We start from the raw sequence: 13,890 nt of genomic DNA on the forward strand, positions 1-13,890 counted from the left end.
GCCTCGTAAGGACTTCCTTAACATCCATCGTGGAATCCTTGGCCGTGATGCTCGGGCATACGACCCGCAGCCTGTTCCATGTCCGGGAGTATGCCATGTCCTCGATCATCAACGCGGTCCACACGGCCGTCAGTGGCCTGAACGCCCAGTCCCACGCCTTTACCGACCTGTCCAACAACATCGCCAACAGCCAGACCACCGGCTACAAGGCGAGCACCACCAGTTTCGAGGACTACGTCACCAATAACGAACTGGCCAATGACGGTGAATCCCTGAGCGACAGCGTCGCTGCGACCACCCGACAGCACATCGACAACCAGGGCATGGTCACAACGTCGACCAACAGCACGGCCCTCGCCATTTCCGGCAACGGCTTCTTCAACGTCGTGCAGGCCACCGGCCAGAGCAATGACAGCACCCCCGTTCTGGGAACGCAGCAGTATTACACCCGCAACGGTGACTTCTCGCAGGACAAGAACGGCTATCTGGTCAACACGTCCGGCTATTACCTTGAGGGCTACAACGTCGACGCCACCTCAGGCACTCTGGGCACCTCTCTCTCTGCCATTCAGGTTCCTTCCACCATCGCGTTCCGACCGACCGAGAGCACGAAACTGACCGCAACTGGCACGCTCGACAGCAGCAGCAGCAAGACTGTCGATATGTCGACGACAGCCTATGACAGCACAGGTGCGGCCTCGACGGTCGATCTGAGCTGGACGAAGCTCAGCGACACGACCTGGGCTGTTAAGGATGTCAACGACACCACTGGCACCAGCAACAGCGCAACCGTGACGTTTGATTCCAGCGGCGCCGTTTCCTCCGTGACGTCCCAGGACAGCACTGGAGCCAGCAGCACTTCCAGCTCAAGCTTCAATTATACAGGCTCTCCTCAGGACATGACCGTGAGCCTCAGCGGCGTCACCCTCGGCTCGGCAAACACAGTTTCCATGACCTCTGACAGCGTCACCACCGGCACTTTTTCCGGCATTTCCATGGAGACGGACGGCTCTGTCATGGCAACATTCGACAACGGTTATTCCCAGCTTGTCGCCAAGATCCCGCTGACAACCTTCGCCGATCCGAACAGCCTGTCTGCCCAGAACGGACAGGCCTATACCGCCACGTCGCAGTCCGGCAGCCCGCAGATCAACGCCGTCAACACCAATGGTGCCGGCACCCTGACCACGGGCTCCATCGAGGAATCCACCACGGACCTGACCGGCGATCTCAGCAAGCTGATCGTGGCGCAGCAGGCCTACGGCGCAAACACGAAAGTCGTCTCCACGGCCGACCAGCTTCTTCAGACCACCCTGGCGATGATCCAGTAAGCCGGACTGAAGGGATACCTGCCTCATGGGACTGAACAGCGCACTCTCGATTGCAACGTCCGGCCTGAATGCCGTCCAGAACGCCATGGCCGTTGCGTCCAACAACGTCTCCAATGCCGGGACAAGCGGCTATATCAAGGAAAACGCCAACGTTCAGTCCACCGTGGCTGGCAACATGGGCACCGGCGTGCGCACTGCCGCCACAACCCTGGCCACGAACGAGCAGGTCCAGAAGGCGCTCTACGCCCAGAATGCGGACGTCGCGGCCTACACGGCCACGAGCAACTCCCTGTCCAACATTACCGCACTTCAGGGCTCCACCAGCGCCACCTCCGGCAGCAGCGGAACGCTCTCTGACGAACTGGGCAATCTTCAGTCCGCCCTGACGTCCCTGACGTCCACGCCCGACAGCGCCTCGGCCCAGAGCACGGTCATTTCCGCCGCCTCCACCTTCGCGCAGTCCGTCAACACCCTCGCCTCGGCCTATCAGACCCAGCGCCAGACGGCCCAGGATACTGTCGTGTCCTCGGTTTCGGACATCAACACCGATCTTACCACGATCGGTGCCCTGTCCACCAAGATCATGAATCTCAAAAGCATCGGTCAGGATACGGCCGCGCTGGAAAACCAGCGCTACACGGCCCTGTCGTCGCTTTCCTCGGAACTCTCCGTCTCCTGGTCCGAGTCCGCAAATGGCGACATGACCATCTCCACCGCAAATGGCGTGACCCTGCCGACGCGGGATACCAGCAGCACCCAGGGCGCAACCGTCTCCTCCACCTGGCCCCTCAGCACGTCCTCAGCCCAGATTTCGGTCAGCTCGACCTATTCCGCCACGTCTGCCGACAGCAGCATTCCTGCCATCACCCTGAACGGCCGGGATGTCACTGCGGATCTGACCGGTGGAACGCTGGGCGCGAACATCACCCTGCGCGATACAACGCTCCCCACCATGCAGGCGCAGCTGGACTCCCTGACATCAACCGTTGCCACCCGCCTGAGCGATCAGGGCATGCCCCTTTTCACATCCGGCACAGATGGCGACGTTCCGGGCACATCGCGGACGGACCTCACGCCGACCGGAAGCGTCGGCTTCTCGCAGGTCATGAGCGTTTCCAGCACCTATTCCGATGATCCGTCCAAACTGCTCGACAGCAGCACATCCGGAACACAGACCATCCAGAAGGTTCTGAGCTACGGCTTCGGAACCACATCCGATTCCGCCGGCACCTCCCAGACGGCAGCGCCGAGCACGAACCTCGGACTGACCGGAACCCTGTCCACGGGCTATACGGGAAATCAGGGGATCATCTCCCTTGCGACATCCCTGACGGCAAAACAGGCCGCCACCGCCAGCGATGCCAGCAGCGGCCTCGCCCTCTCCCAGACAACACAGACCAGCCTGACGTCCAACCTTTCCGGAACATCCACGGTCTCCGTGGACACGGAAATGGCCAATATCGTCACCCTGCAGAACGCCAATGCGGCCAATGCCAAAGTCGTATCAACCGTCCAGACAATGTTCAGCGCCCTGCTGAGCGCAATCGGAACCTGATCATGACCGGAACCATCTCCAGTTTCGGCTTCGGAGGAATCTCCAGCCAGCTTCTTCTGGGTGTCCAGAACCTTTCGCAAAGCCAGAGCTCGCTCCAGCTCGAAGCCTCGACCGGCGTGCTCTCCAGCAGCTATGCCGGCCTCGGCGCATCCAGGACACAGGCCCTCGCCCTTCAGCCGGCCATCACGCAGGTGTCCGCCTGGACGAGCAACGTCACGAATGCGCAGAACACCCTGACCACGACACAGACTGCCCTGTCGCAGATCTCCACCATCGCCCAGGATCTGACGAGTTCGCTGTCCACGCTCGGCAGCACGCTGACCTATTCAACCGTCACGACGGCCGCAACTGCCGCCCAGTCGGCCCTGACGTCACTCGGCAATCTGCTGAATACGAAACAGGGCGACAGCTATGTCTTCGCCGGGCAGCAGAACACGACCGCCCCCGTAAGCACCGATCTGGGCACATCGGATCTCGCTACCCAGATCGAACAGGCCGTCAGCCAGCTCGGCTCCACCAGTGCGGACGACGTGCTCAGCACGACCGAGGATCTGGCCAGCAATACCGCCGCCGGGCAGCCCTTCTCCGCAGCGGTGTCCACGTCCCCCGATCAGGCCTACCAGCAGAAAATGCAGGTCGTCGTCGGTCAGTCCGAAACGGTCTCCGTGGGCATGGTCGCCACCCAGAGCGCAACCTCGACCTCCACCACCTCGCCCATCCGCGACCTGATGCGCAACCTCATGGTGGTCGCCTCCCTCGGCGCGTCTTCCACGAGCGCAAGTGACTATTCCAGCCTGATTTCAGGCCTCCAGAGCTCCATGGAAACCGTAACGAGCGGCCTGGGAGACATGAGCGGCCTTCTCGGCGTCCAGCAGAACAGCCTGACAACCCAGGCCTCCATGCTGAGCCAGATGTCTTCCGCCCTGACCACCCAGCTCGGGCAGGTCAAGGATGCCTATCTGGCGCAGGTTTCCACGCAGGTGACGGACACCAACAACCAGCTTCAGGCGTCCTATTCCCTCATCGCCGACATGAAGGGCATGACGCTCGCATCTTACCTCTGATGCCGGTTGAAAATCCGTTTGTGACATCGCATATCGAAGTCACTTTCCTGTACGGAGACTGATGAGATGAGTGAAACGAACACCCAGAAGGCAGCCGAAAAGCACGAGTTCAGTGCCGAAGTCGGACGTCTTCTGGATCTGGTGGTCCATGCCCTTTACTCGGATCGTGAGATCTTTCTGCGTGAGCTCGTCGCCAATGCGGCCGATGCCACGGACAAGCGCCGCTTCGAGGCCCTGACGGACAGCGCGCTGGCTCTTCCGGAAAATGCGTCCATCCGCATCAATCCGGACAAGAGCCAGAAAGAGCTGACCATTTCCGATGATGGCGTGGGCATGACCCATGACGAACTGGCCCAGAACCTTGGCACGATTGCCCGTTCCGGCACCCGCGCCTTCGGTGAGAAGCTGAATGCCGCAAAACCGGAAGACCGTCCGAGCCTGATCGGCCAGTTCGGTGTGGGTTTTTATGCGGCTTTCATGGTGGCTGACCGTGTGGACGTCACGTCCCGCAAGGCCGGTTCCGACGAAGCCTGGACCTGGTCGTCCGACGGCAAGGGCGCCTTCACGCTCACCCCCGCCTCCCGCTCCACGCCGGGTACCGACATTGTCCTGCACATGAAGGACGATGCTGACGAGTTCCTGGACAGCTGGCGTCTGCGTTCGATCATCCGCAAATGGGCAGACCACATCTCCTGGCCCATCACCCTGCGTGAAACCAAGGAAGACGGCACCACCGAAGACCAGGCTGCCAACGAAGGCACAGCCCTGTGGAGCAAGCCGAAATCCGAGATCACGCCGGAACAGTATGCCGAGTTCTACCGGCACATCTCGCATGCTTTCGATGAGCCCTATGCGACGCTGCACTGGCGCGCGGAAGGTGTGACCGAATTCACGGCCCTGCTGTTCCTGCCCAGCGCCCGCCCGTTCGATTTCATGGAGCAGTCCCGCGAAAGCCGGATCCATCTGCATGTCCGCCGGATGTTCATCACCGACGAAGCCGAACTGGTTCCGAACTGGATGCGCTTCGTGCAGGGTGTGGTCGACACCGAAGACCTGCCGCTCAACGTCTCGCGTGAAATGCTTCAGGCCACACCGGTCCTGGCCCGCATCCGCAAGGCCGTGACCAAACGCGTCCTGAGCGAGATCAGCAAGCGCGCGAAAGAAGCCGATAGCGGTTTCAACTCGTTCTGGGAAAACTTCGGCGCCGTCATCAAGGAAGGCCTGTGGGAAGACGCCGAACACCGGACGGAAATCGCCGGTTTCGCCCGCTTCCACTCCACCTACAGTGACGACCTGATCACGCTGGATGATTACATCTCCCGCATGAAAGATGGTCAGGACGCCATCTATTACCTGACCGGCGACAGTCTCGACGCGCTCAAGTCCTCGGCCCAGCTTGAAGGCTTCCGCGCCCGCGGCCTCGAAGTCCTGCTTCTCTCCGATCCGGTGGATGGCTTCTGGCCGGAGCGTCTGTCTTCCTATCAGGAAAAGCCCCTGCGCTCCGTCACCCACTCCCATGGCGATCTGGAAAAGTTCGAGTCTGTGGAAGCAGACACGACCGAAGCCGCAGACGTCGAAAAGCTGGTCCCGGCCCTCAAGGACGCGCTTGGCGATCAGGTTAAGGACGTCCGCAGCACCGTCCGCCTGACGGGCAGTGCCGTTGTCATCACGTCCGATGGTGGTCCGGACCTGACGATGCAGCGCCTGATGCGCCGTTCGGGCCAGGCCATGCCCGCCATGCCGCCGATCCTCGAGATCAACCCGAAGCATCCGCTCATCAAGGCCCTGGCCGAGCGTGTCGCAAAGGGCGAGAGCGTCAAGGACTATGCGACCGTCCTGCTGGATTTGGCCCGCGTGCAGGAAGGCGAGCCCCTTCCCGATCCGACCGGTTTCGGCCGCTCGCTCGCAACGCTGCTGGCCGGTCCTGCCGCAGAATGAGCAAAGACCCGGAGCAAGCCATGTCTCCGGTCCGGTTCGCAAAAGGCGAGGGTGTCATCCCTCGCCTTTTCTTTTTGCGTACTCCGGTGAAATATGAACCGCCGCGCATGACTGAAGGAGAAGCAGGCCTGTGATCGACGATTTCCGCTTTGGCCGCATTACGGTAATCGGTGACCTGCTGCTGGATCAGTATATTTCAGGCGGCGTCAGCCGGATTTCCCCTGAAGCCCCCGTTCCCGTCGTCCTGCATGACGGTCTGCGCTGTGTGCCGGGCGGTGCGGCGAATGTGGCGGTCAACGCCGCTGCCCTAGGCGCCCAGGTCCATCTTGTCGGTCTCGTAGGCGAGGATGATTCGGCCGCGCGCCTGAAGGAAACCCTGAAACTCTGGCCCACCATCGAGACGGACGGCATCGTCTCGTCCCCCGACTGGACCACCATCACCAAGACCCGCGTCGTCAGTGGCCGCCAGCAGATCGTGCGCATCGACGTCGAAAAGCTCACCCCCCTTTCCGAAACACTCCAGCAGCGCCTCGTGGAAGAAGCCTGCCGTGCGATCGCCGTCTCGGACGTGCTCGTCTGCTCGGATTACGCCAAGGGCGTCCTGACGGATGAGGTCCTGCGCGCCATCATCGCCGCCGGCCGCGAAAAGGGCATCCCTGTCATCGTCGATCCCAAGCGCCACACCTTCGAAGCCTATGCCGGCGCCACGCTCGTCACACCCAACCGCATCGAGGCGCAACAGGCCAGCGGCCTGCCGGCGCGCACGGATGGCGAGGTCCTGAAAGTCGCGGAAACCCTGTCCGGCCAGTTCGGCGGCAACGTCCTCGTCACGCGTTCGGAAGACGGCATGACGCTCTGGCAGCATGACGCCAAACCGCTGCATGTTGCCAGCCGCAAATCCGAAGTCTTTGACGTCTCGGGCGCCGGAGACACCGTCGTCGCCACGGTCGCCGCCGTGCTTTCCGCCGGTCAGACGCTGGAAACAGCCGTCGTCATCGCAACCGCTGCCGCGGCCCTGTCCGTCAGCAAGTTCGGAACCGCCACGGTCTCGCGGGAAGAACTCTCCCGCGAACTGCTGCAGGAAATGCCAGAAACAGGCGCCCTTGTGCCCGTCGAACAGGCAGCCCGCATCGTGGAAAGCTGGCACCGGCACGGCGCGAAGGTTGTGTTCACCAACGGGTGTTTCGATCTGGTCCATCCCGGCCATGTCAGCCTGCTTCAGGCGGCGGCCCGTGAAGGAGACCGGCTGGTCGTGGCCCTCAACACGGACCGCTCCGTCAGCCGGCTGAAGGGCCCGACGCGCCCGGTCCAGAAGGAAGAGGCCCGCGCCCGGGTCATCGGCGCCCTGCGCTCGGTCGATCTCGTGGTACTGTTCGACGAAGACACCCCCCTGGAGGTCATCCGCACTCTGAAGCCGGATATTCTCGTCAAGGGCGCGGACTATACCGAAGACCAGGTGGTCGGTGCCGATGTGGTTAAAAGCTATGGCGGCAAGGTCGTGCTGGTGGACCTTGTCGAAGGCCAGTCCACCACCCGCCTCGTCCGGGGCATGCAGTCAGCCCCGTCCTGATTGGCCCCGTCCTGGTTAGCGTCGCCCTGACGATCCCGTCTGTTCCAGCCGCCCCAGCCGCAAGGCGGAACGCTGCCGGATTTCCCGCGGGGACGCCCCGAATTTCTGCCGGAAACGCCGGGAGAAATGCGCGGCATTGCGAAAGCCATGGTTCAGAGCGATCTGCGCGATCGGCAGTGCATCATGGGCCGGGTTCGTCAGATCCGCATGGATCCGCTCAAGCCGCCGGTTGAGGATCCACCCCGCGACCGCCCCCTCCTCGCCATCGAAAAGCTGATAGAGCGCCCGGGTCGAAATGCCCGACGCTTCCGCAATGCTCTGTGGCGTCAGATCATGCTCGTGCAGGCGTGTCTCGATATAGTGGCGGATATGCTTCTGCCGATGCCGGCGCCGTCCCGCGACACTGACTTCCAGCTCCAGACAATCCAGGATCGTCGTGATCAGCAGATCCGTGACATGCTGCATAAGGCGCTGGCGTGTCTGCGGAATCGTACCTTCCAGCACACCGGCCTCGAGCATGGACCCCGCGGAAAGCAGGAACGCCCCCGGCCCCTTCTCCATATTGAAAGACAGGGGCGGTAGCCCCGCAAGCATCGGAAGATACCGCAGCAGTGCACTGCGCGTGACGCTCAGCAGAAAGACATCCGCCGTAGGCTCGACACGTGGCGGCGTGGCCAGCGTCGAGAACTGGTGCTGATCCAGATAAAGCCTGCCCGTAGACTGCCGTGACAGCACCAGAACCGCCCGCTCCTGCTCCAGAATCTCCGCAACGCCCGCTGACAGGGCTGTGCTGAGACGAACGACGATCGGCTCCATTCCACGGGGAGGTGCCGCAAGGGTCGCGAGCGGGATGATGCGCTGTGCATTCAGGCTACCGCGGGGGCTTTCAGTCACGACTGTGCTCCGTGAAGGAAAGTGGGAATGCCGTTAAACACCATTTTTAATAGTAAAACCAGTCAAAACACCCATGTCAGGATGGCTATATGGAAAATCAGCTCAAAGGAAAATAGCCAGACTGTATTTCATACTATTTCGTCACTCGGTGTCATTCACGAAACTGCGAAGCATTGGAATGTTATAAAGTAAACATTTTTTTAGAAACGGAATTATAGTTCCGTAAGACAGCCAATTTCTTTCGATTGATTTAAGATATACCCATGGTGGGTAAAAAACAGAACCTGCGTTTTTTCCGAAATCTCCGCCAGAATCTTCAGACCCGCCTCCGTGCGCTCCTCATCAAACGTCACGAACAGATCATCCGCAAGGAAAGGCAGACGGATTCCACGCTCCAGCGCCTGCTCGACCGACGCCAGACGCAACGCCAGATAAAGCTGGTCGCGCGTGCCCTCGCTCATGGCATGAACGGGAACAAGCGCCGTGTTCCCCGGCCGGCATCCCGCCAGAACCAGCCCGTCCGACCCGTCCTCTTCTGTCGCAAGCCCCACATAACGCCCAAGCGTAAGCCGCGAAAACAGTGCTCCGGCGCGGGACAGCAATGGCCCGTGAGCCTGCTGCCGCCCCTGCTCCACCAGCCGCGACAGCATGAGCTGCTGAAGCCTGAGCGAGACATAGCGGCTGGCCCGCTCGGCAATATCCGCTTCCGTCTCCTGGATTTCCTCGGCCGTCTCATGAACGCCCCGGGCATTTTCCAGATCGTCCAGAACCTTGCGCGCGGTAAACAGACGTTCGTCCACCTCCGACCTGCGGGTGTTCAGTGCCACCGTTTCCGCCTCGATGGCCTCGAATTCCTCTTCCAACTGCGCCGGGTCCGTTTCGCGGGCCTCTTCCAGAAGCACATCAATCGGACGGCCATTTCCGGCCTGCAGGATCTGATCGCGCAACTCGTCACGCCTGTCGCACAATGCAGCCCGCTCGCACGCCCGCGACAGTGCATGACGCAGATCATCGTCCGGCCCCAGACCCAGCGTTGACCGCACAGGCGCCAGCTCCGCCACCAGCGATGCAATCTTCAGATCCTTCTGCGTAACCTCGGCCTCAAGCGCGGCATGAGCCTGAACCACATTCTGCCGTTTCTGCTCGCGGGCCAGCGCCTGCGTCAGGAAAGCTTCCAGTTCGGCCGCCGATCCTTGTCCGTGGCGCTGAAGGAACGTCCCCAGTTCCGTGCGGAACGCCGCAATATCGCGCGTTTCGGCGGCCTGTTCCTTCTGTTCGCTTTCCATCCGTGTCTGGATTACGCGCGCATCATGCACATCCCGCAGATCCGCCCGGTCCGGCCGTCCCGGATAACGACAGGCCTGACAGGCCAGCGCCCAGTCTTCGGCCCACTGCGCCAGTTTGCGCTCCAGTCCGGCCTGTGCTGCCTTGCCTTTTGCCACAGCCTCCTGCAACCGGCGCTGATCCGCATTCCGGGCCTCATTCTGCTTAGCCAGAGCCTCGTCGCGCTCCAGGACCGATGCGGCCTGCCGGATCTGAACCGCCAGCCGTTCGGACGGACACGCCGGCACGAAAGCCTGCAACCGCCGGCTCATATCCGCCCGGGTCTGCATGGCGGCCTGCAACTGCGCCCGCATGCCCTGCAACTGCTCCTCGGCCGCAAGCGCCGTCTGACGGCGCGTAATCCAGACCTGAAGCGGAGCAGGAGGCAGCACCGGTGCGCCCAACGTCCCCAGCAGAGCCGCCCATGCGGCATCGCGCCGATCCAGTTCCGCTTCCGCATGTGCTGCCCTGCGCCGGGCCTCTCCCGCCTTCAGAGTCAGATCCTCAACCTGACGCGATAGCGCCGCAAGCAGCGCCGACTGCTCGGCATGGTCATGACGCCGATCCGCCAGACCATCCGCATTCTGGACCAGAACGCCAAACGCCTCCCGCATCGCCGGAGATGGACAGGCCCCGGACTGGAAATGACGCTCCATTTCCTGCCACAGCCGGTCGCGTTCCTGCCGCGCCGCGGAAAGCTGCTCGCGTGAAACGGCCTGGCCGCCTTCCTCAAGCCGCCGCCGCTGCTGTTCCAGATGCGCGCGGTCCGTCTCCGCCGCCTGCTCGTCCTCGCGCGCCACCCGGCGCTGCTCTTCCAGCCCCGCCCGGAGCCGCGCTTCTTCTTCGAGCGCCGCCATGTCCGGTAATGCAAGCGCCGTCAGCTCGGCCTTCCGGTCCGCACCTGTCGCACGCCAGGGCAACAGCGCCCCATAAGCAGAAGCCGTGACGTCTTCCTGCCGCGCAATCGCCTCCGAAAGACCGTCGATCCGCTCATCCAGCGGACCAAGGCTCCGCGCCTCATCCAGTTCCAGCCGGAAGAGACGCAGACGCTCCCCGTTTCCATTTTCATCCGCTTCCGAAACGGATTGCGGATGAAGCGCATTCAGCGCCTGCTCCGTCTCCCGAAGCCTGTCCCGCAGATCCTGTTCCTGCGTGTGCAGCAGCGCCCGCTCCTGAAGCCGCCGGTCCAGATCATCCAGCTCCGACAGGTCTGGCAGCACGTCCGGCTCACAGCCATGCCGTGCCCAGAACTGCTCAAGCCAGATCCCGTCCCGCGTCAGCCGCGCCTGACGGTCCCCCGCTGCCGCCTCAAGACGCTCAACCAGAACACCCCGACCCAGAAGTGCGCGGATGGCATCCTGCTCCGCCAGAACGGGATGCGGTTCGCCACAGTCCCGGACCTGCCCGGACACCGCCTCAAGTTTCTGGCGCGCAGCCGAAAGTGCTTCCTCTTCCCGGTGCAGGTTTTCCAGGATTTTTTCAATCCGTGCGCAGTCCTGAACCGTCAGATCCCAGTGCGGAAATGCGGCGATCTCCGCTTCCGTTTCCATCAGTTTCTGAATCGGAACGGATGTCATTCTCAGACGCGAGTTGGTCCTGCGACGCACCCCAAGAGCCTGCGCTTCCTTCTCACAAGCCAACCGTTCCGATTCGGAAACGGACAGCGCCCGGTTCGCGGTGGAAAGCTGCCTCGCCGTCGTCGTGTCCTGACGCAGCGTCTGCTGCAACTCCTTCAGCTTCAGCTTCGCCTGCTGCAGGGCCGAGCGCGCGCGTCCGGATTTCCATTCCGAATTGACATCGTCCTGAAGTGTCGCAGCCAGCTTCCCCACGCCCTCAAGACCCAGACCCGCCGCTAGGATCTGAAGCCCCGCATCGTCCTTCAGCCGACGCATTTCTTCGCCACCGTCCCGCAACCGCGCATGATCCAGCGCCCAGGCTGCCTCGAACCCCTTCGCATCCAGTCCGCCCAGCCAGGTCCGCAGCGGCAGATCATCCAGAGGTGTTTTGTCATCGGCTGCAAAAAGCGTCTGGTTCCGTCCCCGACGCCGCATCCCCTCAAAAACTGTCCCGTCCTGCTCCAGACACGCCCCGACCCGCAGCAGCGGGGCCGCCGTCATCCAGTCTCCGGCAATATGATGCGGAAACCCGAACAGGAAATCCCGGATCGCACAGAGCGTCGTCGATTTTCCAGCCTCGTTCGGCCCGTAAATGACATGCAGGTCCCGCTTCCCCTTCGGAAAGCTCAGCGTGACATCCTGAAACCCGCCATAGCGCAGAAGATCGAGACGTTCGAAACGCATTATTCCGTTTCCCCCACCAGCCGCGCCCGCAACGCCGCCCGCGCCTCTTCAAGCGGAAACCGCCCGTCCGGCATCAGACTGTCCCGCTCGACACAGGAGGGCAGGGCGGAGAAAAACCCTTCAAACGCCTCGGGCAGGGACGCGAGAAAATCCTCGTCCTGCATCAGCCCCTCAAGCGCCAGATCCAGCTCCCGCGTCTCCGCCACTCCCGCCCGATGCGCCGGTGCGGACGTCTCGTTGCGGATTTTCTCCAGCGCGATCTGGGCTGTCCCCTGTGCCATCGACACCGCAATGCCCCGCAGATCCTCTTTCCACGCCTGCGACGCGCACAGCCGGTCATGCAGGACGCTCCGCCCCGTCAGCACGATCCGCGCAATGACGGTCCGGCCCCCCGCATCGGAGAGCGCGTTTTCCATCGCCTGACGCGCCGCGCCCAGAACCGCATCCATGGTCTGCATCCCGCTGACATCCAGCTCCAGTCGGGCCCAGCGCACAACATCACATTCCACGAATTCAACAGACCGGACGATCCCATCCTCAACCGTGACCAGCTCACAGCCACACGCCCCGGTCTCCCGCGCATGACGCCCCTGAAGCACGCCCGGAAACACGATCCACGGATGCTCGCAGACGATCTCGCGCGCATGGACATGCCCCAGCGCCCAGTAATCATACCCCTTGGCCGAGAGCGTCTCGACGGAGCAGGGGGCATAGGTCTCGTGCTCCCCATATCCCGAGAGCGACGTATGCAGCACCCCGATATTGAAACACCCCGCCACCGGCGCGGGATAGGCGCGTGTCATGTCCTGCGTGACATGCCGGTCCCGGAAACTCTGCCCATGCAGCGCCACACCCAGTTCGGGCCAGTGCAGCGTCTGCGGCGCATCATAGGAGAAATGGTCGATCCCGTCCGGCAGCGGCAGTTCGCGCGCAATGACCGACTGGGCATCATGATTGCCCGAAAGCGTCACGACCCGGATGCCCACCTGAACCAGCCGGCTCAGCGCCCGGACCATGTAAAGCCCGGTTCCCACATCCTGCCAGGTTCCGTCATACAGATCGCCAGCCAGCACGACGAAATCGACTTTTTCGGTGAGTGCCGTCTCGACCATCCGGTCCAGCGCGCGCCGCGTGGAGCCGCGGATTTCCGCTTCGGGAAGCCCCTCGTAACGGCTCAACCCCCTCAGGGGGCTGTCGAGATGGATGTCAGCAGCATGAAGGAAGCGGAATGAGGACATGCCCGAAGTTTACGCCCTCACGGATGTCTTGCAAGCCGCGTTGAGCCGCTTTAGGCCGCCGCCAGATACTGCGCCACGATTTCCGGCATCAGCCCTTCAAGCGCCCCGGCCGCCGCTATTTCCTCATCCTTCAGACAGTCCAGCGCGGCCGCGTCCTGCGCAAAGCCAAGCTGCCGTGCCAGCACGATCAGCACCTGAAGCGAGGCGATCTGATGGGCGCGATACCCGCTCGCCGCCAGCACGTTCTTCAGAACGTCATGCTCCTCACCCCCATGCAGCAGCCCCGAGACGGTGCTGAGAATGGACGAGACGGTCTCATGGGGAACCGGGGCAGGGTGTCCGTGCCGGGACAGAAGGATCGTGATCTCCCGCGCATGGCTCCGGCCCATCGCCAGATCCTGCTCCATCCGGCTGCACAGCCCTGGATACTGCTCACATACCGGAAGCTCCGAAAGCGCGGTCTCGATCGCCTTGGATTCAATGGACAGGTGATCCCGCAGGGCGTCCAGATAGATATCCAGCGCTGATCTGGCTGTCGTTTTCGTTCTGCCCACCGTGGATCCTTTTCATCTTTGGCGCAGTCATAAATGGCCATATTGCAAGGTAGAGCGCAAGGGCACGACAGCCTTGCACAAAAGCCCTTCCAGGCATGAAAAACCCCATGCCGGAGACCGGCA

At 62.4% G+C, this 13,890-nt stretch carries 9 protein-coding genes; 5 read left to right on the top strand and 4 right to left on the bottom strand.

Annotated elements, in window-relative coordinates:
- Positions 1–47 precede the first annotated feature (47 nt).
- The 5 genes from flgE to rfaE1 all read left to right on the top strand — a co-directional run bounded on the left by flgE (position 48) and on the right by rfaE1 (position 7,458).
- Positions 48–1,331, top strand: a complete 1,284-nt coding sequence (flgE, locus tag GOX01_RS08415) for a flagellar hook protein FlgE (RefSeq protein WP_228119149.1) — start codon at positions 48–50, stop codon at positions 1,329–1,331.
- A 25-nt stretch (positions 1,332–1,356) separates the two neighbouring features.
- Complete coding sequence (flgK, locus tag GOX01_RS08420) at positions 1,357–2,886, top strand: flagellar hook-associated protein FlgK (RefSeq protein ID WP_062269632.1); 1,530 nt, start codon at positions 1,357–1,359, stop codon at positions 2,884–2,886.
- Positions 2,887–2,888: 2 nt separating this feature from the next.
- Positions 2,889–3,950 carry a flagellin gene (locus GOX01_RS08425; protein ID WP_062269633.1) on the top strand — a complete coding sequence of 354 codons (1,062 nt, stop codon included), beginning with the start codon at positions 2,889–2,891 and terminating at the stop codon, positions 3,948–3,950.
- Between the two features lie 66 nt (positions 3,951–4,016).
- Positions 4,017–5,888 carry a molecular chaperone HtpG gene (gene htpG, locus GOX01_RS08430; RefSeq protein WP_011252588.1) on the top strand — a complete coding sequence of 624 codons (1,872 nt, stop codon included), beginning with the start codon at positions 4,017–4,019 and terminating at the stop codon, positions 5,886–5,888.
- A gap of 130 nt (positions 5,889–6,018) precedes the next feature.
- Positions 6,019–7,458 (top strand): D-glycero-beta-D-manno-heptose-7-phosphate kinase, encoded by a 1,440-nt coding sequence (rfaE1, locus tag GOX01_RS08435; RefSeq protein ID WP_011252587.1) that lies wholly within the window; start codon positions 6,019–6,021, stop codon positions 7,456–7,458.
- Positions 7,459–7,473: 15 nt separating this feature from the next.
- Here rfaE1 and GOX01_RS08440 read toward each other — a convergent pair whose 3' ends face one another.
- The 4 genes from GOX01_RS08440 to GOX01_RS08455 all read right to left on the bottom strand — a co-directional run bounded on the left by GOX01_RS08440 (position 7,474) and on the right by GOX01_RS08455 (position 13,767).
- The gene (locus GOX01_RS08440; protein WP_011252586.1) at positions 7,474–8,352 is read right to left on the bottom strand and encodes a helix-turn-helix domain-containing protein; all 879 of its coding nucleotides are present in this window, start codon (positions 8,350–8,352) and stop codon (positions 7,474–7,476) included.
- Between the two features lie 212 nt (positions 8,353–8,564).
- A complete protein-coding gene (locus GOX01_RS08445) occupies positions 8,565–11,975 on the bottom strand; it encodes a YhaN family protein (protein WP_062269635.1) in 3,411 nt (1,136 codons plus the stop codon).
- On the bottom strand, positions 11,975–13,213 hold the full coding sequence (locus GOX01_RS08450) for a metallophosphoesterase family protein (RefSeq protein WP_011252583.1): 1,239 nt from the start codon (positions 13,211–13,213) through the stop codon (positions 11,975–11,977). Before GOX01_RS08450 ends, GOX01_RS08445 begins: the two co-directional genes overlap by 1 nt.
- A 50-nt stretch (positions 13,214–13,263) precedes the next feature.
- Positions 13,264–13,767, bottom strand: a complete 504-nt coding sequence (locus GOX01_RS08455) for a ferritin-like domain-containing protein (RefSeq protein ID WP_011252582.1) — start codon at positions 13,765–13,767, stop codon at positions 13,264–13,266.
- Between the last annotated feature and the right edge of the window lie 123 nt (positions 13,768–13,890).

The organism is Gluconobacter oxydans (assembly GCF_006539685.1).
Taxonomy (GTDB): Bacteria; Pseudomonadota; Alphaproteobacteria; order Acetobacterales; family Acetobacteraceae; genus Gluconobacter; species Gluconobacter oxydans.